This is a genomic window from Actinoallomurus sp. NPDC052274, assembly GCF_040679475.1.
Taxonomy (GTDB): Bacteria; Actinomycetota; Actinomycetes; order Streptosporangiales; family Streptosporangiaceae; genus Actinoallomurus; species Actinoallomurus liliacearum.
Window position 1 is genome coordinate 147,902 of the sequence record NZ_JBFAUT010000008.1, and the last position, 20,818, is coordinate 168,719.

Below are 20,818 nucleotides of genomic sequence, written 5' to 3' on the forward strand. Positions count from 1 at the left end.
TCCCGCTCTCCTCTACCGGGGTACGCCCGCCCCGATCCCTGACCGCCGGTCAGCGGCGTTTTTCGACGCCTCGGCCGGGGTAGACGCCGACCGATCGGCGCATGAATCCCGGTACGGGTCGAAACGACGGGAGCGGGCGATGGGCACACCCACCTTTCAGGCTCCGCGGCGGGCCGCGCGGCCGTGGCTCCGGGTGTTCGTCACCGGACTCGTGCTGTGGGTGCTGACCGTCCTCGTCATCCTGCTCACGCAGAACCCGAACCTGATCCCCACCCTCGTGCTGCTGGGCAGCTTCCTGGTGCCGGTGACGTTCGTCGTCTGGGCGTTCGAACGCCGTGACACGGGCGAGCTGACGCCGACGCTGGTGTTCAGCACATTCCTCACCGGCGGGGTGCTGGGCGTGCTGGCCGCCTCCCTGCTGGAGACGTACCTGCTGCACCCGTCGCCCTGGCTGTTCGTCGGGGTCGGGCTGATCGAGGAGGCCGTCAAGCTGGGCGCGCTGGCCTTCCTCACCCGGCACCTGGCGACCAAGACGATGCGCGACGGGATGATCCTCGGCGCGGCCGTCGGGTTCGGCTTCGCCGCCTTCGAGTCGGCGGGCTACGCCTTCACCGCGCTGTTCACCGAGAACGGCCTGTCGTTGATGCAGGTGGTGCAGACCGAGCTCCTCCGCGGTCTGCTCGCCCCCGTGGGCCACGGCCTGTGGACGGGGATCCTCGGCGGCGTGCTGTTCCGGGCCAGCACCCGGCATCACTTCCTGATCACCTATCGGCTGGTCGTGGCCTACGTCGGTGTCTCGCTCCTGCACGCCCTGTGGGACTCGATGCACTCCATCGCGCTGGTCGTCACCCTGCTGCTCACCGGGAGCCCCGCGCAGTACCGGCTGCTCGAGATGGGCTGGATGCCGAGGCCCACCGACGAGCAGGTGCGCCTGTTCACGTTCCTGTCGTGGGCGGGGCTCGCCGTCATCTCCGTGATCGGCGTCGCCTGGCTGGTGGGCCTGTGGCACTCGACCCGCCGCCCCTACAACCCGCCCCCCGGCTGGCGCATCCCCACCGCCACCCTGCCCCACTGAGCCCGCGGACCCGGCCGTTCCCGTTACCGCTTCACTGATTCGGTGACATCTCGCTCTCGGTCTGATTGGGAGGTTTGAGGGGCGGGTATCAATCGAATGCGTGTTCGAAAGGGGTGCGGTGTGAAGGGTGACCGGGTTGAGGTCGTGATCGATGCCGGAGGGGCGACCCGCACCTATGAGGTGGTGGCGACGCGCGCCGGGCGGCGGGTCGAGGTCGTCACGCGCCGGGGCGTGGTCGAGGTCGTCGAGGTCACCCGGAACGGCACTCCGGTGCGGACCGCCCGATTCATGGCGAGCCGCATCCTCGCGCTGGTCGAGCACCCGGTGAACGACCGCGGCGACCCACGGGCCGAGGCCGACGACGAGTAGTACCGGCGAGCGGAGGGCTCGGTCAAGGCGGCGACCGAGCGGGCGTTCATGGCGGTTCGCCGCCATTCGTGCTCTCGGTCACCGAGCGTTCGGTCCGCTGCCCCGGTGCCGCGCCGCCATCGGCGACGCCGGGTCGCCGTGACGGGCCTTCGAGCGGGGGAAGGCGCCGTACGGCGGCCGGGGTGGAACGGTCCTATCGGGCCGGGCGGACCTGGATCATGCCGTTGTCGCCCATCCGCGTCTCGAAGGCGGGCTGCCGGCCGGTGGCGGGGCCGTGCACGACGGTGCCGTCGCCGACCCGGAACGTGCTGCCGTGCCAGGGGCAGACGATGCAGGTCTCCTCGTTGACCTCGATCACACGGCCCTGGTGCAGGGGCCCGTCCAGGTGGGAGCACCGGTCGGCGAGGACGTGCACGTCATCGCCCTCCCGCAGCACGAACAGGCTGATGTAGCCGAGGTTGCGGTGGACCGGCCAGCCGTCCGGCAGCTCGTCGATCGAGCACAGGTCGTGCCAGCCCAGCGGGCCGAGGTGCGTGATGGACTCGGCGTGGCTCGGCCCGGCCGACTGCCGGAACGCCAGGTGCCCGCCGAGGTACGCGCCGGCGACCAGCGCGGTCAGGCCGGCGAAGGACAACGCCTTGCCCGCACCGGTGAAGCCGCGCCTGCGGGCGAGGAGCGAGACGGTGTAGAGCGTGCTGCCCGCCGCGTTGCTGAGCGCGTGGACCAGGCCGACGCGCTGTTGCTCGCTGTGCAGGGCCGACCAGTCCGCGACCCCGGTCAGAACGGTCGGGACCGACGCCGCCAACCCGGTCGCGACCAGCACTTCGGACGCCGTTTCGGTCCCGGGCAGCAGGTCGAGTACGGCGGCCGAGACGAAACAGCCGATCGGGATGTCGGTCAAAGGGGGATGGGCCGGGTGGCCCAACGGAACTCCGTGCAGCAGATCCTTGACGGGGCCTGGGGGCAGCAACCGCCGTACGACCTTGGTGATCGACCGCGCGGCCCCGTCGAGGGCGTCGGCGTGCTCGAGATCTTCGGCGACCTTCAGGGGACGGGGCCGCACCAGCGACCGGGAGATCCTGCTCACCCGTTGGCGGTTCACCGCACCTCCTCGGATGGCTTCGCTTTTCGGACATTAGTCTGCCGTCCTACGTCCCCATCACCGGGGGTCCTACCCGTCTCGATTTCCCCTGGCACATAAGGGACCGGTCCGAGCGGCAAGTATCGCCTCCTCGGACGGCGGCAATCGGCGCGTACGGAGTTACCGTGGACTCAGGGCCGTGCGTCACTTAAGGAGCTCCCGATGCCGGCGTGGGTCGTCTGGCTGGTCGTGGCCGCAGTTCTCGGAATCGCCGAGGTGACCACGCTGACGTTCGCGCTCGGGCTGATGGCGGTCGGGGCGCTCGTCGCCGCCGTGAGCGCGTCGGTCGGCCTTCCCCTGCTGGTCCAGGTGATCGTGTTCGGCGCGACCTCGGCCGCCGGGCTCGCCGCCGTACGCCCGATCGCCCTTCGGCACGTCCGGCAGCCGCCATTGCTGCGCAGCGGCACCGCGGCGCTCGTGGGACGTGAGGCGCTGGCCATCACCGAGGTCTCCCGCTACTCGGGCCGGGTGCGCATCGGCGGTGAGGAATGGAGCGCGCGCCCGTACGACCCCGGAGTCGTGATTCCAGAGGGGGCGGTCGTGGACGTCCTCGCCATCGAAGGCGTCACCGCCCTCGTACATCCTCGGGAGGACCCATGGCCGACTTCGCCGTAGCAGGCATCGTCGCACTGATCATCGCGCTGCTCCTGGTGGGGACCGTGGTGATGCGGACCGTGTGGATCGTGCCCCAGGCCCGCGCGCGGAACGTCGAACGCTTCGGCCGCTACCGCAAGACCCTCCAGCCGGGCCTGAACTTCATCGTGCCGTTCGCGGACCGGGTGAAGCCGCTGATCGACCTGCGCGAGCAGGTCGTGGCGTTCCAGGGGCAGCCGGTCATCACCGAGGACAACGTCGTCGTGCACATCGACACGGTGCTGTTCTTCCAGGTCACCGATCCGCGGGCGGCGGACTACGAGATCGTCGACTACATCAAGGCGATCGAGCAGCTCACCGCCACCCAGCTCCGCAACGTGATCGGCACGCTCGACCTGGAGGCCACGCTCTCCTCCCGTGACCGGATCAACACCGCGCTGCGCGGCGTGCTGGACGACGCGTCCGGCAAGTGGGGCATCCGGGTGACCCGCGTGGAGATCAAGGCGATCGAACCGCCCCAGTCCATCAAGGACGCGATGGAGAAGCAGATGCGGGCCGAGCGCGAGAAGCGGGCCACCATCCTGCAGGCCGAAGGCGTGCGGCAGTCCCGGATCCTGACCGCCGAAGGGGAGAAGCAGGGGGCGATCCTGCAGGCGGAGGGCGCGCGGCAGGCCGCGATCCTCAAGGCCGAGGGCGAGGCGAAGGCCATCGAGCAGGTCTTCAGCTCGATCCACCAGAACGACCCCGATCCCAAGCTGCTCGCCTACCAGTACCTCCAGACGCTGCCGAAGATCGCGGCAGGGGAGGGGAACTCCTTCTGGGTCATCCCCGGCGAGGTCACCGCCGCGCTGCGGGCGGTCAGCGCCGCGTTCGGCGGCCGGACCGAGCAGCCGGAGGAGGCCGGGAACGTCCGTCCGGCGCCACGCGAGCAAGGACGGGACGCGCACGTGCCGGAACCGCGGCCGGGAGCCATCGGCGGCCCGGAGGAGCAGTCCGCCCTGCGGGAGCACACGCCGCCCTTCGAACTCGCCCCGGGCCGGGTGGACGCGGCCACCGAGTGACTTGGGTCAGGCGCGGGACGCCGTAAAGAAGCCGTAAACCCCCTCCTGCACGGTGGGACCACACCGAGAACGGCGGGAGGGGACATGGTGCGACTGGCCGTCATCATCGCCAGCACCCGCAACGGCCGGTTCGGCCCCACCGTGGCCGAGTGGTTCACCGTACGGGCACGGCGGCGCGGGGATCTCGAGGTCGACCTGGTCGACCTGGCCGAGACGCGGCTTCCCTCGACCCTCTGCGACCACGACGAGGCCGTACCGCCGGGGGTCGCGGAGTTCGGCGCGCGCCTGGCCGCCGCGGACGCGTTCGTGGTCGTGACGCCGGAGTACAACCGGAGCTTCCCCGCTCCGCTCAAGACCGCGATCGACTGGCTGTACGAGGAGTGGCACGCCAAGCCCGTCGCCTTCGTCGCGTACGGCCGGGAGTCCGGTGGCCTGCACGCCGTCGCCCAGCTCCGGCAGATCTTCACCGAACTGCACGCGGTGCCGATCGCGGCGACGATCGGCCTGCCCTGCTACTGGGACCTGTTCGCCGCCGACGGCAGCTGGCCGAAGGCCACCGCCGCCTGCAACGCCGCCGTCACGCCCCTGCTCGACCAGCTCGTCTGGTGGGCCCGTGCCCTGACCGACGCCCGTACGGCCCGGCCCTACACCGGTTGAGCGGAGGAACCGCCATAGTGCCGACCGCGGTTCCAGGAGCGCCTGACGACGAAGCGGCCCCGGGGAGGGGCCGCTCGCATTCTCAGCCCGCCAGTGCCCGCGCGAAGGCGTCGTGGACGTCCGCGGTGAAGAGCACGAACCGCGCCTCGTCCACCCGGCTCGGCGTCGCCCGTACCGTGCCGACCGCGATGCGCGCGGCGTCGTCCAGCGGCCAGCCGTAGACGCCGGCGGACACGGCGGGGAAGGCGACGGTGACGGCGCCCAGCTCGTCCGCGACCCGCAGCGACTCTCGATAGCAGGAGGCCAGCAGCGCGGAGCGGTCCTCGGACCGGGAGTACACCGGACCGACCGTGTGGATCACCCACCGCGCGGGCAGCCGTCCGGCGGTCGTCGCCACCGCCTGCCCGGTCGGGAGCCCTCCGCCGTACCGGGACGCGCGCAGGTCCCGGCACGCGGCCAGGATCGCCGGGCCGCCCCGGCGGTGGATCGCGCCGTCCACGCCGCCTCCGCCGAGCAGCGAGGAGTTGGCCGCGTTGACGACCGCGTCGACCTCCTGCTCGGTGATATCGCCCTGCACCAGCCTGATGGACGTCATCGTCCATTTCTACACGGGACGGCAGGTGGTCCCGGGAGTCCGGCCGGCGAAGCGGTCGGTGAGGAAGGACAGCACGTCGTTCTGCCGGACGACCATCTCGGTGGCGTGTTCCCCGAGGAGGTCGCGGACGACCTGCACGGTGGCGCCCTTGGCGCACCACGTCCGGGTCAGGGCGTCGTCCTGGGCGACGGGGACGATCTCGTCGGTGTCGGCGTGGTAGTCGTAGATCGGCGTCGTCGGCGCCGCCGCGCCCATGGTGTTCTTCTCGAGCATCGCCGCCACGGAGGGGACCGACAGGGGGTCGGGCACGGTGGTGTAGTCCGCGAGTTTCTTGAACGCGAAGCCGGTGAGCAGGTCGGCGAGGCACGTGCCGCGCGCCTTCTGCAGCGCCTCCTTGCCCGCGGCGTTGGTCAGGTCGTCGATGCCGGCCTCGGGGTACTCCGCGGCCAGACTGACGGTGGCGGCGGCCTCGAAGCCGGAGAAGACCCCGCCGTCCAGCGACCGCGCCACCGCCGTCGGGTCGGCCGGAGTCCCACCCATGGCCGCCCCGACGAGCCTGACGTCCGGAGCGTACGAGGGCTGCAGTTCGGCGGCCCAGCCGGTGGCCTGGGCGCCGCCGGAGTAGCCGTTCAGGGCCCAGGGTTTGGTCGTGCCGACGCCGCCGGCGCCGAGGTTCCGAACGGCCCGGATCCCGTCGAGCACCGCGTGCCCGGCCTGCGGGCCGCCCATGAAGACCGACTTCGGGCCCTCGAAGTCGGGCATCGCGACCGCCCAGCCCTTGGCCAGCACGGCGGCCGGGTAGATCGCGGACGAGGCCGCGTACCCCTGGCCCGAGGAGACTCCGTACGATGGCGCGCACTGCGTGCCGGTGGAGTCCTCGGCCGCCTGCACCGAGACGACGGGACGCCGACCGCCGCCCGTCCACGCCTTCTTCGGGACGAGCAGCGTCGTGACCGCCGGCTCGGGCCGGCCGTGCGAGTCGTCGGTGCGGTAGGAGATCTGCCACACGTCGGTCGTGGTGGCCAGGCCGCCCACCTCCGGAGTGATCTTCCGGTCGGCGACGACCTGACCCGGCTGGTACGAGCCGATGTCGGCGGGCGCGCTGTAGAAGGGGTCCTGGTCCGGCGGGGCCGAACCGGCCGGCGGCGGATCGGCGGCCGAGGCGGTACCGGCCGCGAGGGCCAGGGCGGCGACGGCGATCGGCAGCGCGCGGAAGGTTCTGGCGACGAGCCGAAGGCGGGGGACGGCCGTTGGCATCGGTCACTCCAGCGGGAGGCGGGCACCGGACCTCATCGATGCGGGGCCTGGCTCTTCGGCATCGTGCCGCACTCGGCGGAGTCGACCCCACGAAGGAGCGGACCGATGGATGACATGACGATGCTCCGCGAGCTCGGCGCAGAACTCGACCGGGAGCCGCCGGCCACCTTGGCTCGCCAGCGCGACCGGCTGACCGGAGAGGGCAGGCGACGGGCGTCGCGGTCCCGTCGGCGACCGCTGCGACGGTGGGCAACGGTGACGGCCGCTCGACGGGCACGCGGCGGGCAGCGTGATCGCGGCCGACGCGGTGCTGCGCACGGCGTACGTCGACCGGGTCGGGCAGCTGCCCTGAGGAGCAAGGAGCGGCCCGACGGGTTCGGGCCTTCCGAAGGGATGTGGCGGGCGCGAGCGGTCCCGCGCCCGATGACGGTGACCGGCGTGGTCCGGGTCAGGCGTGTTCCCGGACCGGCTTCCGCCGACAGTCGGGGCAGTGGCCCCAGAAGGTGACGTCCGCCTCGTCGACCAGGTAGCCGGCGTCGTGGTCGGGCGCGAGGCAGGGGGTCTCGCCAACGGCACAGTCGACGTCGGTGACGCGGCCGCACTCCCGGCAGACGAGGTGGTGGTGGTTGTCACCGACCCGTCCCTCGAACCGCGCCGGGCTGCCGGCCGGCTCGATCCGGCGCACGAGGCCGGCGCCGGTGAAGGCGTGCAACGCCTCGTACACGGCCTGGACGGACACCCGGCCGAGCCGCTCGCGCACGCGCGCGGTGACCGTGTCGACGTCGAGGTGGTCGCCCGAGCGCACGGTGTCGAGGATCGCCAACCGGGCGGCGGTGACGCGGAACCCGGCAGCACGCAGCTCGGCGGCCGCGGCGTCGCCGTGCCCCCGGTCCTTGGCCTCACCCACGCTGTCCCCCTGATTGAATTCGTTCATACCAAGGATAGATGCAGCCTTGACCCGAGAACGGTCATCCTAAATGTTGATCTAGCTGGAGATACTCCTCAGAGTGCGGTGATGAGCCGATGGATCTCGTCCTCGGTGGTGTAGTAGTGCACCGACGCCCGCACCCGCGGCTCGGGCCGCGCGCCCTCGTCGTAGCGGTAGGTCTGCTGGGACACTCGCACGTGGATCCGTCTTTCGGCGAGCGACGCGACGATGTCGGCGGCCTCACGGTCCCGGTGCGTGAACGTCACGATGCCCGACCGGTGCAGCCCCCGGTCCCGTACGGTGACGCCCGGGATCTTCGCGAGGGCCGTGCGCAGCAGCGCGCCGAGCTCCAGGACGCGCTCCTCGATGGCCGCCGGGCCGATCGTCATGGCGTACTCCGCCGCGGCGCCCAGACCGAGCTGCCCGGCGACGGACCTCTCCCACGACTCGAACCGGCGGGCGTCGCCCCGCAGCTCGTACGACTCCGGCCCCGTCCAGTCCGCGGCCCGCAGGTCGAGGAACGGCGGTTCGAGAAGGCCGAGCGCCGACCGCCGTACGTAGAGGAGGCCGGTGCCGCGCGGTCCGCGCAGGAACTTGCGGCCCGTGGCCGACAGCAGGTCGCAGCCGATCTCCTCGACGTCCACCGCGAGCTGGCCGACGGACTGGCAGGCGTCGAGCAGGTACAGCGCGCCGGCCGCCCGGGCCAGGCGGCCGACCTCCGCGACCGGGTTGATCAGGCCGTCGTGGGTGGGGACGTGGTTGATCGCCACGAGCCGTACGTCGTCGTCGAGTGCGGCATCGAGGGCGTCGAGCGAGATCTGGCCGTACTCGTCGTCGGGGACGACCTCGACCTTCACGCCCTGACGGCGGGCCGCGTGGAGAAAGGCGATCGCGTTGCTGGAGTACTCGCCGGCGCTGGTGAGGATACGGTCGCCGGGCCGGAACGGAATGCCGTAGAACGCCATGTCCCAGGCGCGTGTGGCGCTCTCCGCGTAGGCGATCTCGTCGGGGTGCGCGCCGATGAGGCGGGCGAGGGAGTCGTACGTCCCGGCGAGCCGGGCCGCGGCGGCGTCGGCGGCCTCGTACCCGCCGACGCGCGCTTCGAGGTCGAGGTGGTCGCGCATCGCGTCGAGTACGGCCCGTGGTGGCAGCGCCGATCCGGCGGCGTTCAGGTGCACGACCTCCCGGCAGCCGGGGGTCTCGGCGCGGATGCTCGCGATGTCGAGCAAGATCACTCCATTTATCCGGAATGCGGAAAAGATGCCATCCTGGTGATCCTTTCCCGGGGATGGTGGGCGTGATGCGGCGAACGATGGTGACGGCCGCGCTGGCCGGTGTGGCGGCCGCGGCGGCGGCCTGTGGCGGCGGTGGCGCGGCGAAGAGCCCGCGCGCCTCCGCGCCGTCCGGCAAGGCGCAGGGCGATGCCAAGGACGGGCCGATCACGGTGGCGTTCGCCGGGGACGTCCATTTCAACGGGCGGCTCCGCGCCCGCCTGGCCGACCCCGCCACCGCGCTCGGCCCGACCATCCCCGAGCTGACGCGCGCCGACCTTGCCATGGTCAACCTGGAGACGGCCATCACCACGCGCGGGACGAAGGCGCCGAAGCAGTTCACGTTCCGGGCGCCGCCGAGCGCGTTCACCGCCCTGCGGGCCGCCGGCGTCGACGTGGTGACCATGGCCAACAACCACGCCATGGACTACGGCACGGTCGGCCTGCGCGACTCGCTCGCGGCCATCAAGAAGTCGGGCTTCCCCACCGTCGGCATCGGCGCGAACGCCGCCCAGGCATTCCGGCCGTACTACGTGACGGTCAAGGGCGACCGCATCGCGATCCTCGGCGCCACCCAGGTCCTGGACGACAACCTGCTCACCGCCTGGACGGCGACCGCGACGAAGGGCGGGCTCGCCTCGGCCAAGAACGTCCCGCGCCTCCTCAACGAGGTGCGCGCGGCGCGCCGCAACGCCGACACCGTCATCGTGTACCTGCACTGGGGGCAGGAGAAGAACCCCTGCCCGCTGCCCCGCCAGAAGACGCTGGCCCGCGCCCTCGTCCGGGCCGGCGCGGACGTGATCGTCGGCGGGCACGCCCACATCCCCCTCGGCGGCGGGTACATGAAGGGCCGGTACGTCGACTACGGCCTCGGCAACTACTTCTTCACCGCCCCGGATCGCAACGACCCAAACACCGGCATCCTCGAGGTCACCCTGCGCAAGCGGAAGGTGCTGGGGGCCGCGTGGAAGCCGGCCTACATCACCAAGGGCGTGCCGCGGCTGCTCGACGGCGCGGCGGCGACCCGGGCGCACGCCAAGTGGGAGCGGCTGCGCCGCTGCACCGGTCTCACCGCCGCGCCCTGATCAGGAAAAGCCCAAGATCAGGACGAGCCCGCGATCAGGTCGCGGTACCAGCCGTACGACGCGCGCGGCGTGCGCCGCTGGGTGGCGTAGTCGACGTGCACGAGTCCGAAGCGCGGCGCGTAACCTTCGGCCCACTCGAAGTTGTCGAGCAGCGACCAGACGAAGTAGCCGCGCACGTCGACGCCGTCGTGCATCGCCGCCTGCACGGCGCCGACGTGCGCGTTCAGGAAGCCGATGCGGGCGTCGTCGTCCAGCGACTCGTCGTAGGAGCAGCCGCTCTCGGTGATGTACACCGGCGGGAGCGCGGCGCCGTACCGGTCCCGCAGGTCGACCAGGAGCCGGTGCAGCCCGTCCGGGACGACCGGCCAGCCCATCCCCGTCGTCGGGAAGCCGGTCAGGTCGCGCATCGCGAAGGGCAGGGAGTCGTCGGTCGGGGCGGCGATCCCGGTCGGGTGGTAGTAGTTCACGCCGAGCGCGTCGATCGGCGCGCCGATCACCTCGAGGTCGCCGTCCCGGACGTGGGACATGTCCAGGCCGAGGTCGGGGTAGCGGCCGAGCAGGATCGGGTCGGCGAACTGCCAGTTCAGCAGGTCGTCGAAGGCGGCGGCCGCCTCGGCGTCCTCGGCGGTGTCGTCGACCGGCCACGCCGGGGTGTGGTGGTTGGCGATCCCGACCCGCTCCGCACCGGCGTCGCGCAGGGCGGCGACGGCGAGGCCGTGGCCGAGGAGCTGGTGGTGGGCGGTGGGCAGCGCGTCGAGCATGAGCGCCCGGCCCGGCGCGTAGATCCCGAAGGCGTAGCCGTACGCCATCACGACCATCGGCTCGTTGAGGGTGATCCACAGGTCGACGCGGTCGGCCAGCCGTTCGGCGACGAGCGCGGCGTACTCGGCGAAGCGGTGGGCGGTGTCGCGGTTCATCCACCCGCCGGCGTCCTCCAGCGGCTGGGGGAGGTCCCAGTGGTACAGCGTGGGCACGGCCGCGATCCCGCGTTCGGCGAGGCCGTCGACGAGACGGTCGTAGAAGTCCAGGCCCTTGGAGTTGGCCGCGCCGCTGCCGGTGGGCTGGACGCGGGGCCAGGCGATGGAGAAGCGGTACGCGCGGGCGCCGAGGCCGGCGATCAGGTCGAGGTCCTCGGCCCACCGGTGGTAGTGGTCGCAGGCGACGTCGGCGGTGTGCCCGTCCCGTACGCGGCCGGGCTCCCGGCAGAACGTGTCCCACGTGGACGGCCCCCGGCCGTCCTCCTCCGTCGCGCCCTCGATCTGGAACGCCGCGGTCGCGACACCCCATTGAAAGTCCGTGGGGAACACGGCCCACCTCCCCGCAAACGTGAACGGACCTCGGATATTACGCGCCGGTATCTCCGTCGGGAAAGGCATGATTGGACGTGTGACGACGGATAGCTCGGCGCTGCGCCGCCGACCTGCGCAACGACGGAGTGCCGAACGCGTCCAGCGCATGCTCGACGCGTGTGCGGAGATCCTCGACGAGTCCGGGTACGACGGCCTGTCCACCACCAAGATCGCCCAGCGGGCCGAGGTCGCGATCGGCTCGGTCTACCAGTTCTTCCCGGACAAGAAGGCGATCGCGCAGCAGCTCGCGCTCCGCAACCTGGACATGTTCGGCGACCGGGTGGAGCGGGCGCTCGCCGAGCGGCGCTACGCGCACTGGTACGACGCCGTCGGCACGGTCATCGAGATCTTCGTCGCCATGCACCGTACGGTCCCGGGCTTCCGGGTGCTGCGCTTCGGGGACATCGCGGACGTCCACCTGCTCGACGTCGCCGCCGAGAACAACGCCGTCGTCGCGGACCGGCTGAAGACGCTCCTCGTCTCGGCGTTCGACCTGCCGGACGACGGGGACTTCGCCCGCGCGCTGGCCGTCTCCGTCGAGGCGGCGGACGCGGTGCTCAAGCTGGCCTTCCGCAACAAACCGGACGGCGACCCGGCGCTGCTCGCCGAGGTCGAACGGCTCATCCACGGCTACCTGGCCGACCACCTCAGCGGCCGCTGACGACGGGGCCCGCGCTGACGACGAGGGTCGCGTACGACGAGGGCTCGCGCCGACGACGGGGGTCGCGTACGACGAGGGCCCGCGCCGACGACGAGGGCCCGGCCCCGTTCACCGGGAGCCGGGCCCTCATCTCATGCGGTGGCGTCAGCGGCGAAGGAGCCGCCAGGCGCCGGGCAGCAGCCCGGCCGCGAGCGCGATCTTGATCGCGTCGCCGACCAGGAACGGCCGGACGCCCATCGCGAGGGCCTGGCCCAGGTCGCTGTGGGTCCAGGCCATCAGCCACGGCACCCCGACCGCGTAGATCACGGCGAGGCCGAGGGCCATCGTGCCCACGGTCCGCAGCGGCGACCGGTCGCCGCCCCGGGCGGCCAGGGCGCCCACGACGGCGCCCGCCAGCACGAAGCCGAGGACGTAACCGAACGACGCCATCCGCCATCCGGACCCGCCGTCGGCGAACCACGGCACGCCGACCATTCCGGCGAGCGCGTACAGCGCCATGGACAGGGCGCCACGGCGGAACCCGAGCGCCGCGCCCGACAGCAGGACCGCGAACGTCTGGCCGGTCACCGGCACCGGCGTTCCCGGGATGGGCACGCTGACCTGTGCGGCCAGTCCGACGAAGACCGCCGCGCCGACGACCAGCGCGACGTCGCGGACCAGCCGGCCCGGCACCAGGTCGCCGAGGACGGCCGGACGGGTCGTCACAGCCTGCGAGTTGGACACGTAGAACCTCCCTTTCGAGGGTTATCGCGCTCATTGTCCCTTCCAGGACCGGCGATGAGCGCGCGGTGGCCCCGCCAAAAGATGGCCCCTCGGCTTTGTAACCGGTCCCCCTCGGGAACGGCTCAAGGTCTACTCCCCGGCGGGCGCGCCCGTCTCGAGCAGCCGGCCCTCCGTCAGCCGCAGCCAGCGGCTGATCCCGATCTCGCCGAGGAACCGTTCGTCGTGGCTGACCACGACGAAGGCGCCTTCGTAGGCGCCCAGGGCGCTCTCCAACTGGCCGACGCTCACCAGGTCGAGGTTGTTGGTCGGCTCGTCCAGCAGCAGGAGCTGGGGCGCGGGTTCGGCGAACAGGACACAGGCGAGCGTGGCGCGCAGCCGTTCGCCGCCGGACAGCACCCCGACCGGGAGGTGGACGCGCGATCCCCGGAACAGGAAGCGGGCGAGAAGGTTCATCCGCTGCGACTCCGGCATGCCGGGCGCGTACGCCGCGAGGTTCTGCGCCACGGTGCGGTCCGGATCGAGCAGGTCGAGCCGCTGGGACAGGTACGCGACCCGGCCGTCGGCCCGCCTCGTCTCGCCGCCGTCCGGCTCCAGCTCGCCGTTGACCAGGCGCAGCAGGGTGGACTTGCCGCCGCCGTTCGGCCCGGTGAGCGCGATCCGCTCCGGCCCTCGGATGACGAGGTCGACGCCCTCGCCGGCGTAGATCGCCCGATCTCCGTGGCGGACCTGCATCCGCTCGCCCAGGAAGACCGTGCGGCCGGCCGGGACGTTCGTCTCGGGCAGCTCCAGCGTGATCCGCTGATCGTCGCGCAGCGCGCGGCTCGCCTCGTCGAGCCGCGACTTGGCCCCGGCCACCCGCGCGGCGTGCGTCTCGTCCGCCTTGCCCGCCGACTCCTGGGCACGCCGCTTCCGCGCCCCGGCGAGGATCTTGGGCAGGCCGGCGTTCTGGATGTTCCGCGCGGCGTTGCCCGCCCGGCGTTCGGCCCGCTCCCGGGCCTGCTGCATCTCCCGCTTCTCCCGCTTGACCTCCTGCTCGGCGGCCCGGATGTTCTTCTCGGCGACCTCGCGCTCGGCGCGTACGGCCGCCTCGTAGGCGGTGAAGTTCCCGCCGTGGAAGCGGACCTCGCCACGGTCGAGTTCGGCGATGCGGTCCATGCGGTCGAGCAGCGCCCGGTCGTGGCTGACCAGCAGCAGGCAGCCCTTCCAGTCCTCCAGTACTCCGTAGAGCCTGCGGCGCGCCTCCAGGTCGAGGTTGTTGGTCGGTTCGTCGAGCAGCAGGACGTCGGGCCGCCGCAGCAGTTGGGCCGCCAGGCCAAGGGACACGATCTGGCCGCCGCTGAGCGTACGCAGGGACCGGGCCAGGTCGACGTCCCCGAGGCCGAGCCGGTCGAGCTGCGCCTGCGTGCGGTCCTCGATGTCCCAGTCGTCGCCGACCGTGGCGAAGTTCTCCTCGCTGGCGTCTCCGGCCTCGATGGCGTCGATCGCGCGGATCACCGAGGCGACCCCGAGGACCTCCGCCACGGTCAGGCCATCGGTGAGGGGCAGCGTCTGCGGGAGGTAGCCGAGCACGCCCTCGACGGACACGGTCCCGCCGCCGGGCCGGTACTCACCGGCGATCAGCTTGAGCAGGGTGCTCTTCCCGGCGCCGTTCGGCGCGACGAGGCCCGTACGGCCGCCGCCGACGGCGAAGGACAGGTCCTCGAAGACGGGCGTGTCGTCGGGCCAGGAGAAGGACAGGTTCGAACAGACGATGAAAGCGTCGGACATGAGAGAGCCCTCGGGTCGAACGCGGGGCACAACGGCCATCCGCAGGGGAAACAGGGAAGGGTGAAACGACCGTTCGGCCACGTCGGCGGCGCTCCTGCGCGCCTGCCGGTGGCCGTCATGTCCGGGTATCAGCCGGAGATGTCGTCGTCACCAACCACGTCTGTCTCCCTGAAATCGGGGCTACTCGCATCTCACCATACCAGCGATCTCAGCGCCGTCTTTAGCGGGACGTTGGCCTCGGTGCACGGTCTGGAGGGCCTGTCGTTCGGACGGCTCGCCGAGCATCTCGGCACGAGCAAGTCCGGGCTGTTCGCCCACTGGAAGGACAAGGAACACCTCCAACTGGACGCGATCGACTGGGCGCGCCGCCAGTGGACCGACCGCGTCATGGCCCCCGCCCTGCGCACGCCCCCCGGCCTGCGCAGGGTCTTCGCGCTCCACGAGGCACGGCTGGCCTTCTACGCCGACGGCGTGCTGCCCGGAGGCTGTTTCTTCCTCGCCGCGCAGACCGAGTTCGACGACCGGCCCGGCGCCGTCCACGCCAAGACGGCCGAGTCGCTCCACGACTGGCTGAACTTCATCCGGTCACTGATCGAGGAGGCGATCGCCCTCGGCGAGCTCACCGACCGGGTCGACCCCGGTCAGCTCGCCTACGAGATCGACGCGCTGGGCGAGTCGGCGGTGGTCCACGCGCGGCTCGTCGACCAACAGGTCACCTTCGCCCGCGCCCGCCGCGCCGTGCTGGACCGGCTGCGCACCAACGCCACCGATCCCGCCATCCTCCCGGAGGACTGAACCGTGCTGAGAACGAAGTGGACCCCCGGCCCGGCCGCCCCGGACGGGCAGGTGCTCGTCAGCGTCACCGCCTTCACCGCGGACCACCTGTGGGACATGCCGGGCATCTACCGGGCCGGCACCCGGCTCGCGCGGCTGTGGCCGACCCTCGACGGCGCCGTCGGACACTGGCTGTGGGCGGAGCCCCTGCGGCGCAGGTCGGGCTCGGTCTCCGTCTGGCGGACCCGGCAGGCCATGCGCGACTTCGTCGCCCTGCCGGTCCACCGCCAGATCATGCGCACGTACCGGCACCGCGGGGCGGTGCGGTCCACCGAGTGGACCATGGCCGATCCGGAACCGCCCGAGGTGTGGCATCAGGCGATGGAGTTCCTCCGCCGGTAGCGGGAGCCGATCACCCGGCGCGGCTCCGCCGCTCGAGTGGCGGATCGACCGTCTCCCGGCACGGTTCCGGCAGTGCCGGTCATAAGGGCCGGCATGTCCGCCGTTCGGCGGAGGGGTACAACGAAAAAGGGAGCTTCCATGGGCGCGAACAGCGAAGCCCTGAAAGAGCGGCTTGAGGGTGGCGTCATCTCCGCGGCGTGGTCCGCCGAGACTCGGGCGCGGGCCTTCCTCGGCGCGGGCAGGGAGATGCTCGGCTGGTTCACGTGGGTGCCCAGTGACTGGACCGGGCTTCCGGCAGGGTGAGCATGCAGCTTCCCGGCCATCCGAAGAACGGCTTTCTGACCTGGCTCTTCGAGGACGGCCCCGAACCGGGACCGTCGGACACGATGAACTGCTGGGAGGCCGTCCTTTACACCGCCTACCGCGCCGGCCTCGTCGACAAGGCGTGGCTGAAACAGGTTCACGTCAACGCGCACGACGCCGCGGCGGCCGCCCGCCTCTGCCGCAGGTACTACGCGAGGCTGCTGGAACAGATGTGTTCCGGCCCGCGCAGCCGCCTTGAGATCGACCCGGTGACCAAGATCAGCACACCGGACGTCCCCGCGGGATGTGTGATCTCCATGGGCGGAACGAACCACATGGTGGCCAGCCTGGGCACCCGGGACGACAGCGGTCACCAGCAGGTCCTCAGCCACTGGGGTGGAGGGCTGAAGGAGACGACGCTGGACAAACTGATCGAGTGGTATGAGATCAGCCGGGCGATGCGGGCGTTCGACGAGATCTGGGCCGTGATCTTGGCGCGGAACCCGGACATCCCGATCTTCCGCCAGCCGGTCATCGAGTTCGGACCGCCGCCCTGGATACTCCGGGACCCGCACTGAGGCGTCACCCCCGCAGACGCCCTCGACCAGGCGCACCCGCGCCGGAACCGACACCCGAATGGCGCCGACTGCGCCGAAGGCTCCGTAGAACCGGCTGGCGTCACTGAAGGTGATCCAATTCCCGAGCTCCTCACGTTGAGGAGCCGGGAAACTGCGTGACCTAGGACCTCGCCGCCGGTATCGCCGGGCCGAACGCGACGATCCGGACACCCCACCGGCCACCCCGACGGCAACCTGTCGACAGCGACGGCGACCACAGGCGCCGGCGCTGCCGCCTCCGGTCCGAGCCCACGGCGTTTGCCGGCCTGACGCTGGCAGGTGCAGAACGCTCGGTGAACGCACCCCGCTCCGGCTCGCGGAGGGGGTGAACCAGGGCAACTTGGGCGGCTGCGGCCGCGTTCTCCGAGACTTCTGCGCGCGATCTGGCCGCCGCCGGATCAGCCAAGGCGGACAAGCGGGGCAAATCGGCGCGGCAACGCGCCGAAGGTGCGCGTCCGGAACTGCGCGCTGCGTTGAGCGGCCATCAAGGAGGTGGATGGCCGCCGCCCCGCCGCTGGTCACCCGATCGTTCGCGAAAACGCGAGGCAGGTAGAACGGCCTCTTAAGGAGGTCACGGCAGCCGGCTTGCGGCGATGACGCCGAAGGTGGCGCGTACGGTCTTGCCGGGCTGGGCCGGGTGGACGGTGACGCGGGCGAGTTCTTCGGCGATCCCCAGGCCGAAGTGACCGCTTCTCCGGGAAGGTCCTGTGCGGGCAGATCCGGGGAGGCGTCGGCGACATCGATGACGATGGCCGGCGTGTTCCCGAGGCGTGCGGTCAGGGCGAGGGTGATGGGGGCGGTGCCGTGGGTGATGGCGTTGGCGGTAACGCCGCCTCCCCCTCGGAGGCGATGACCCGCGCGTACCAGCTTGGCGAAAGAGCAGGTGGCGCCCCCAACCGTGCCGTCGCTGTCGCCGGGTTGAACGCGGACGGTTCGGACGTTCTATCGGCCATGCCGACGGCAATCCGTCAGCAACGACGGCAACTTCGGGAACCGGTGCCGGCGGCCGGTCCGAATCGGCGGCGGTCGCTGTCCGGCGGCCACGATGAGTGGCGAGACTCTCCGGCGGGTGGCGGCGTGCGGAATGCTCGGTGAACCTGGTATCCGCTGGCTCGCGAAGCGGGTGGATTAGGGCAATCTGGGCGGCTATGGCGGTGGTATCCGAGAGTTCGGCACGCCCCCGCCGGGTGGGTTCATAGCGGCGGTCCGCCGTCCCTTCCCGTGCGCGTCGCAGGCGGGAAGGGACGGCGCCGCCGGGAAGATCAGGTCAGTGGGTCGGCTGGACCCAGAGCTCGTACTGGCCGTAGCCGAGCGGCTGGCAGTAGAAGCCGACCCAGCGTCCCTGCGGGAAGCCGGCGTTGCCGGCGTCCGAGCACGCCTGGACCGAGGGGTAGACCCCACCGGGAACGAAAGTCGCGGCGGAGGCCGAGCCCGCGGAGAAGAGGACACCGCCGGCGATGCCGGCGGCGAGGCCCAGCGGCAGCAGGATTCCGCGGATCATGCGCAACCCTTTCTGACGACGATAAGCCGAGCGATGCCTTCCAGGCCATCCACCCCAGGTTGGATGGCCTGGAAGATCATCTAATTCGGCATACGGGCCGGACGGGTGACCGGTTCACGGCGTCGACGCGGAAGATCTAGAGCCAGCCCTGGCGCTGGGCGGCCCGTACGGCCTCGATGCGGTTGCGGGCGCCGGTCTTGCGGATCGCCGCCGACAGGTAGTTGCGGACCGTGCCCTCCCCCAGGTGCAGCTTGCGCGCGACGTCGCCGATGGTCGAGCCGTCGGCCGCCGCGGCCAGCGCCTCGCGTTCGCGCGGGGACAGGGGATTCGGGCCCGCGCTGAGCGCGGCTGCGGCGAGCGCGGGGTCGATGACGCGTTCGCCGGCCAGCACGCGCCGGATCGCGGCCGCCAGCTCGCGCGCCGGGCTGTCCTTGACCAGGAAGGCCGACGCGCCCGCCTCCATGGCACTGCGCAGGTAACCCGGGCGGCCGAACGTCGTCAGGATGATCACCTGGCAGTCCGGCAGGGACTCGCGCAGCGCGGCGGCGGTGTCGATGCCGTTGCGGCCGGGCATCTCGATGTCGAGCAGCGCGACGTCGGGGCGCGTCCGCGCGGCGACGGCCAGGGCCTCGTCGCCGTCGGCGGCCTCGCCGATCACCTCGATGTCGTCCTCGAGGCTCAGCAGGGTGGCGAGCGCGCCACGCACCATGCCCTGATCCTCGGCCAGCAGTACGCGAATCATCCCGTGATCCTTCTCGATACCCGATGACCTTCTCACGCGATCGGCGCCGGCGCGTCCAGGGGAGCGCGCACGATCAGCCGGAAACCGCCGTCCGGCCCCCGGCCGGACTCGACCGACCCACCGACCCGCGCGACCCGTTCGCCGAGCCCCGCCAGGCCGTTGCCGCCGACACCGGGCCCGCCGCCGTCCGCCGCCGGGCCCGTTCCGTCGTCGCTGATCTGGAGGACGGCGCAAGCGCCCACGCGGGTGACCGAGATGTCGGCGGTACGGGCGCGGGAGTGCCGGACGATGTTGGTGACGCCTTCGCGGACCGCCCAGGCGAACAGGTCGTCCACCCCGTCCGGCAGGGGCGTCCCGGAGATGCTGAGCGCCAATTCGATGTCGGCGGCGACCAACACCCCGCGGGCGTTGTCGAGCTCTTCGGCGAGGTCGCGCCGCCGGTAGCCGCTGACCGCCGCGCGGACGTCCGTCAGCGCCTGCCGGGCGACCGTCTCGATGTCCTTCATCTCATCGAGGCTCCGGGCCGGGTCGCGGTCGGCGATGCGCACCGCGACCTCGCTCTTCAGGACGATCAGTGACAGCGTGTGGCCGAGCAGGTCGTGCAGGTCGCGCGCGATCCGCAGCCGCTCCTCGTTCGCGGCCAGCCGGGCGACCTCGCTCCGCGCCTCCTGCAGCTGGACGATCAGCATTCGGCTGCCCCGGAAGCCCAGCAGGATCAGGCCGATGCTCAGCGTCTGGAAGGTCAGGAAGGCCAGCGTCGTGCCGGGCACGTGCGTTGCGAGGCAGAGGGTCGCCGTCAGGACGGTGGCGGCCAGGAGGCCGCGCAGGGCCCACGCGGGCGGCAGCGTCATCGCGTAGGCCACACCTAGGTAGATCGGCAGGCCGTTCCATTGCCCCCCGAGCAGGAGTGGGAAGCCGATCGTCATCGCCGTGACGATCCCGAGCAGGATCCAGGTGCGGCGGCTGGTCTCGCTGCTCCCCAGTTTGTTGCCCATGGCAAGGGTGAGGAAGAACCCGATGAACACCACCAGGGCGGCCACCGACACGGCGATGCGCGCCGTCGACCGTTCGTGCTGCAGGAGGTCGGCCAGGGGCCAGACGAACAGGTAGACCAGCCCGAAGGACATCCACACGAGGCGGCGTACCTGGGACACCCTGGCGGTCGCGTCGGCGCCCAACGGGAGGAAGAGGCTCATCAGGACCGCACGGTAGCGCGGCGGTACGCCGCGATGGCGAGGACGCCGAGGAGCAGGCCCCATCCGGCCAGTACAAGCCCGTCCGAGGCGGACGGCGCATGCCCGCCGACGACGCTCCAGCCCAGCCCGGCGAACCGGTTCGACGGCAACCAGTGTGAAATGTGGCGCAGTGCGCTGGGCAGCGTGCTGACCGGCATCCACAGCCCGCCGAGGATGGACAGCGTGAAGTAGCAGACCAGCGTCACCGGCTGGGCGGCGTCGGCGCCGACGAGCGAGCCGATCAGCGTGCCGAGCGCGGCGAACGGCAGGGTGCCGAGCCACATCAGGCCGATCATTCCGGCCCATTCACCGGCCGACAGGTGGACGTGTTGCGTCAGCACGCCCGCGAGTGCGACGAAAATGATCGCCGGCAGCGCGAGGCACATCGACGCGATGACCTTCGCGGTGATCACGGCCCAGGGCCGCAGCGGGGTCACCTGGAGCTGCCGTAGCCAGCCGCTCTGCCGTTCGCCCGCGAGCCGGGCCCCGGTCGCCGTCAGCGCGGCCCCCACGGCGCCGTACGAGGCCATCGACACGAGCAGGTAGGTCCGGGCGTTCAGATCCGTCCCGTGAACCGTGCCGCCGCCCTTGCCGTAGACGTTCGCCCACAGGAGGTAGAAGGCGACCGGGATGGCCATGGTGAAGAAGATGAAGCGCCGGTCGCGGATCGTGCGCCGGATCTCCAGGCCCAGGTAGCGAAGCATCGTGATC

General features: G+C 71.6%; 23 protein-coding genes. 11 read left to right on the plus strand and 12 right to left on the minus strand.

Translation table 11 applies throughout. The annotated features are described in order from the left end of the window. The first annotated feature begins 139 nt into the window (after nucleotides 1–139). Both AB0K82_RS10025 and AB0K82_RS10030 read left to right on the plus strand, forming a co-directional pair. The gene (locus AB0K82_RS10025; RefSeq protein ID WP_364394918.1) at nucleotides 140–1,075 is read left to right on the plus strand and encodes a PrsW family glutamic-type intramembrane protease; all 936 of its coding nucleotides are present in this window, start codon (nucleotides 140–142) and stop codon (nucleotides 1,073–1,075) included. A 120-nt stretch (nucleotides 1,076–1,195) separates the two neighbouring features. Next, a complete protein-coding gene (locus AB0K82_RS10030) occupies nucleotides 1,196–1,444 on the plus strand; it encodes a hypothetical protein (protein ID WP_364394920.1) in 249 nt (82 codons plus the stop codon). Between the two features lie 193 nt (nucleotides 1,445–1,637). Here AB0K82_RS10030 and AB0K82_RS10035 read toward each other — a convergent pair whose 3' ends face one another. Continuing rightward, entirely contained in the window at nucleotides 1,638–2,546 is a 909-nt protein-coding gene (locus AB0K82_RS10035; RefSeq protein ID WP_364394922.1) for a Rieske 2Fe-2S domain-containing protein, read from the minus strand. 201 nt (nucleotides 2,547–2,747) lie between these two features. Between AB0K82_RS10035 and AB0K82_RS10040 the strand changes: the two genes are divergently transcribed. The 3 genes from AB0K82_RS10040 (at nucleotide 2,748) to AB0K82_RS10050 (ending at nucleotide 4,897) form a co-directional block, all read left to right on the plus strand. Beyond that, a complete protein-coding gene (locus tag AB0K82_RS10040; protein WP_364394924.1) occupies nucleotides 2,748–3,200 on the plus strand; it encodes an NfeD family protein in 453 nt (150 codons plus the stop codon). Beyond that, nucleotides 3,182–4,240 carry an SPFH domain-containing protein gene (locus AB0K82_RS10045; protein ID WP_364394926.1) on the plus strand — a complete coding sequence of 353 codons (1,059 nt, stop codon included), beginning with the start codon at nucleotides 3,182–3,184 and terminating at the stop codon, nucleotides 4,238–4,240. Before AB0K82_RS10040 ends, AB0K82_RS10045 begins: the two co-directional genes overlap by 19 nt. An 84-nt stretch (nucleotides 4,241–4,324) precedes the next feature. Further along, a complete protein-coding gene (locus tag AB0K82_RS10050; protein ID WP_364394928.1) occupies nucleotides 4,325–4,897 on the plus strand; it encodes an NAD(P)H-dependent oxidoreductase in 573 nt (190 codons plus the stop codon). 82 nt (nucleotides 4,898–4,979) lie between these two features. On the opposite strand, the gene AB0K82_RS10055 is transcribed toward AB0K82_RS10050, so the two are convergent. The 4 genes from AB0K82_RS10055 to AB0K82_RS10070 form a co-directional block, all read right to left on the minus strand. After that, the gene (locus tag AB0K82_RS10055) at nucleotides 4,980–5,492 is read right to left on the minus strand and encodes an O-acetyl-ADP-ribose deacetylase (RefSeq protein ID WP_364394930.1); all 513 of its coding nucleotides are present in this window, start codon (nucleotides 5,490–5,492) and stop codon (nucleotides 4,980–4,982) included. Between the two features lie 9 nt (nucleotides 5,493–5,501). Continuing rightward, nucleotides 5,502–6,749, minus strand: a complete 1,248-nt coding sequence (locus AB0K82_RS10060) for a lipase family protein (protein ID WP_364394932.1) — start codon at nucleotides 6,747–6,749, stop codon at nucleotides 5,502–5,504. A 448-nt stretch (nucleotides 6,750–7,197) separates the two neighbouring features. Next, nucleotides 7,198–7,683, minus strand: a complete 486-nt coding sequence (locus AB0K82_RS10065; RefSeq protein ID WP_364394934.1) for a Fur family transcriptional regulator — start codon at nucleotides 7,681–7,683, stop codon at nucleotides 7,198–7,200. A 68-nt stretch (nucleotides 7,684–7,751) separates the two neighbouring features. Then, nucleotides 7,752–8,912 (minus strand): aminotransferase class V-fold PLP-dependent enzyme, encoded by a 1,161-nt coding sequence (locus AB0K82_RS10070; protein WP_364394936.1) that lies wholly within the window; start codon nucleotides 8,910–8,912, stop codon nucleotides 7,752–7,754. A 65-nt stretch (nucleotides 8,913–8,977) separates the two neighbouring features. On the opposite strand from AB0K82_RS10070, the gene AB0K82_RS10075 reads away from it, so the two are divergent. Next, the gene (locus AB0K82_RS10075) at nucleotides 8,978–10,033 is read left to right on the plus strand and encodes a CapA family protein (protein WP_364394938.1); all 1,056 of its coding nucleotides are present in this window, start codon (nucleotides 8,978–8,980) and stop codon (nucleotides 10,031–10,033) included. A 17-nt stretch (nucleotides 10,034–10,050) separates the two neighbouring features. Here AB0K82_RS10075 and AB0K82_RS10080 read toward each other — a convergent pair whose 3' ends face one another. Continuing rightward, nucleotides 10,051–11,340 (minus strand): GH1 family beta-glucosidase, encoded by a 1,290-nt coding sequence (locus AB0K82_RS10080; RefSeq protein ID WP_364394940.1) that lies wholly within the window; start codon nucleotides 11,338–11,340, stop codon nucleotides 10,051–10,053. 148 nt (nucleotides 11,341–11,488) lie between these two features. Here AB0K82_RS10080 and AB0K82_RS10085 point away from each other — a divergent pair, with 148 nt between their 5' ends. Further along, complete coding sequence (locus AB0K82_RS10085) at nucleotides 11,489–12,043, plus strand: TetR/AcrR family transcriptional regulator (RefSeq protein WP_364395057.1); 555 nt, start codon at nucleotides 11,489–11,491, stop codon at nucleotides 12,041–12,043. Between the two features lie 144 nt (nucleotides 12,044–12,187). Here AB0K82_RS10085 and AB0K82_RS10090 read toward each other — a convergent pair whose 3' ends face one another. Next, nucleotides 12,188–12,766, minus strand: a complete 579-nt coding sequence (locus tag AB0K82_RS10090; RefSeq protein WP_364394942.1) for a biotin transporter BioY — start codon at nucleotides 12,764–12,766, stop codon at nucleotides 12,188–12,190. A gap of 129 nt (nucleotides 12,767–12,895) precedes the next feature. Next, nucleotides 12,896–14,533 (minus strand): ribosomal protection-like ABC-F family protein, encoded by a 1,638-nt coding sequence (abc-f, locus tag AB0K82_RS10095; protein ID WP_364394944.1) that lies wholly within the window; start codon nucleotides 14,531–14,533, stop codon nucleotides 12,896–12,898. Nucleotides 14,534–14,773: 240 nt separating this feature from the next. On the opposite strand from abc-f, the gene AB0K82_RS10100 reads away from it, so the two are divergent. The 4 genes from AB0K82_RS10100 (at nucleotide 14,774) to AB0K82_RS10115 (ending at nucleotide 16,590) form a co-directional block, all read left to right on the plus strand. Beyond that, nucleotides 14,774–15,328, plus strand: a complete 555-nt coding sequence (locus AB0K82_RS10100) for a TetR/AcrR family transcriptional regulator (protein ID WP_364394946.1) — start codon at nucleotides 14,774–14,776, stop codon at nucleotides 15,326–15,328. A 3-nt stretch (nucleotides 15,329–15,331) separates the two neighbouring features. Then, on the plus strand, nucleotides 15,332–15,709 hold the full coding sequence (locus AB0K82_RS10105; RefSeq protein WP_364394948.1) for a hypothetical protein: 378 nt from the start codon (nucleotides 15,332–15,334) through the stop codon (nucleotides 15,707–15,709). A gap of 138 nt (nucleotides 15,710–15,847) precedes the next feature. Then, complete coding sequence (locus AB0K82_RS10110; RefSeq protein WP_364394950.1) at nucleotides 15,848–16,012, plus strand: hypothetical protein; 165 nt, start codon at nucleotides 15,848–15,850, stop codon at nucleotides 16,010–16,012. Nucleotides 16,013–16,014: 2 nt separating this feature from the next. Beyond that, complete coding sequence (locus AB0K82_RS10115; protein WP_364394952.1) at nucleotides 16,015–16,590, plus strand: hypothetical protein; 576 nt, start codon at nucleotides 16,015–16,017, stop codon at nucleotides 16,588–16,590. A 1,306-nt stretch (nucleotides 16,591–17,896) separates the two neighbouring features. On the opposite strand, the gene AB0K82_RS10120 is transcribed toward AB0K82_RS10115, so the two are convergent. The 4 genes from AB0K82_RS10120 to AB0K82_RS10135 form a co-directional block, all read right to left on the minus strand. Beyond that, a complete protein-coding gene (locus AB0K82_RS10120) occupies nucleotides 17,897–18,130 on the minus strand; it encodes a hypothetical protein (protein WP_364394954.1) in 234 nt (77 codons plus the stop codon). A 136-nt stretch (nucleotides 18,131–18,266) separates the two neighbouring features. Beyond that, the gene (locus tag AB0K82_RS10125; protein ID WP_364394956.1) at nucleotides 18,267–18,872 is read right to left on the minus strand and encodes a response regulator transcription factor; all 606 of its coding nucleotides are present in this window, start codon (nucleotides 18,870–18,872) and stop codon (nucleotides 18,267–18,269) included. Nucleotides 18,873–18,904: 32 nt separating this feature from the next. Beyond that, entirely contained in the window at nucleotides 18,905–20,068 is a 1,164-nt protein-coding gene (locus AB0K82_RS10130; protein ID WP_364394958.1) for a sensor histidine kinase, read from the minus strand. Next, nucleotides 20,068–20,811, minus strand: a complete 744-nt coding sequence (locus AB0K82_RS10135; RefSeq protein WP_364394960.1) for an ABC transporter permease — start codon at nucleotides 20,809–20,811, stop codon at nucleotides 20,068–20,070. Before AB0K82_RS10135 ends, AB0K82_RS10130 begins: the two co-directional genes overlap by 1 nt. Between the last annotated feature and the right edge of the window lie 7 nt (nucleotides 20,812–20,818).

Excerpts from the sequence above, each read along its gene's own strand:
- AB0K82_RS10025 (WP_364394918.1), top strand. The coding sequence starts at position 140 with ATGGGCACACCCACCTTTCAGGCTCCGCGGCGGGCCGCGCGGCCGTGG.
- AB0K82_RS10040 (WP_364394924.1), top strand. The coding sequence starts at position 2,748 with ATGCCGGCGTGGGTCGTCTGGCTGGTCGTGGCCGCAGTTCTCGGAATC.
- AB0K82_RS10045 (WP_364394926.1), top strand. The coding sequence starts at position 3,182 with ATGGCCGACTTCGCCGTAGCAGGCATCGTCGCACTGATCATCGCGCTG.
- AB0K82_RS10050 (WP_364394928.1), top strand. The coding sequence starts at position 4,325 with ATGGTGCGACTGGCCGTCATCATCGCCAGCACCCGCAACGGCCGGTTC.
- AB0K82_RS10055 (WP_364394930.1), bottom strand. The coding sequence starts at position 5,492 with ATGACGTCCATCAGGCTGGTGCAGGGCGATATCACCGAGCAGGAGGTC.
- AB0K82_RS10060 (WP_364394932.1), bottom strand. The coding sequence starts at position 6,749 with ATGCCAACGGCCGTCCCCCGCCTTCGGCTCGTCGCCAGAACCTTCCGC.
- AB0K82_RS10065 (WP_364394934.1), bottom strand. The coding sequence starts at position 7,683 with ATGAACGAATTCAATCAGGGGGACAGCGTGGGTGAGGCCAAGGACCGG.
- AB0K82_RS10075 (WP_364394938.1), top strand. The coding sequence starts at position 8,978 with ATGCGGCGAACGATGGTGACGGCCGCGCTGGCCGGTGTGGCGGCCGCG.
- AB0K82_RS10085 (WP_364395057.1), top strand. The coding sequence starts at position 11,489 with ATGCTCGACGCGTGTGCGGAGATCCTCGACGAGTCCGGGTACGACGGC.
- abc-f (WP_364394944.1), bottom strand. The coding sequence starts at position 14,533 with ATGTCCGACGCTTTCATCGTCTGTTCGAACCTGTCCTTCTCCTGGCCC.
- AB0K82_RS10110 (WP_364394950.1), top strand. The coding sequence starts at position 15,848 with ATGGGCGCGAACAGCGAAGCCCTGAAAGAGCGGCTTGAGGGTGGCGTC.
- AB0K82_RS10115 (WP_364394952.1), top strand. The coding sequence starts at position 16,015 with ATGCAGCTTCCCGGCCATCCGAAGAACGGCTTTCTGACCTGGCTCTTC.
- AB0K82_RS10120 (WP_364394954.1), bottom strand. The coding sequence starts at position 18,130 with ATGATCCGCGGAATCCTGCTGCCGCTGGGCCTCGCCGCCGGCATCGCC.
- AB0K82_RS10125 (WP_364394956.1), bottom strand. The coding sequence starts at position 18,872 with ATGATTCGCGTACTGCTGGCCGAGGATCAGGGCATGGTGCGTGGCGCG.
- AB0K82_RS10130 (WP_364394958.1), bottom strand. The coding sequence starts at position 20,068 with ATGAGCCTCTTCCTCCCGTTGGGCGCCGACGCGACCGCCAGGGTGTCC.
- AB0K82_RS10135 (WP_364394960.1), bottom strand. The coding sequence starts at position 20,811 with ATGCTTCGCTACCTGGGCCTGGAGATCCGGCGCACGATCCGCGACCGG.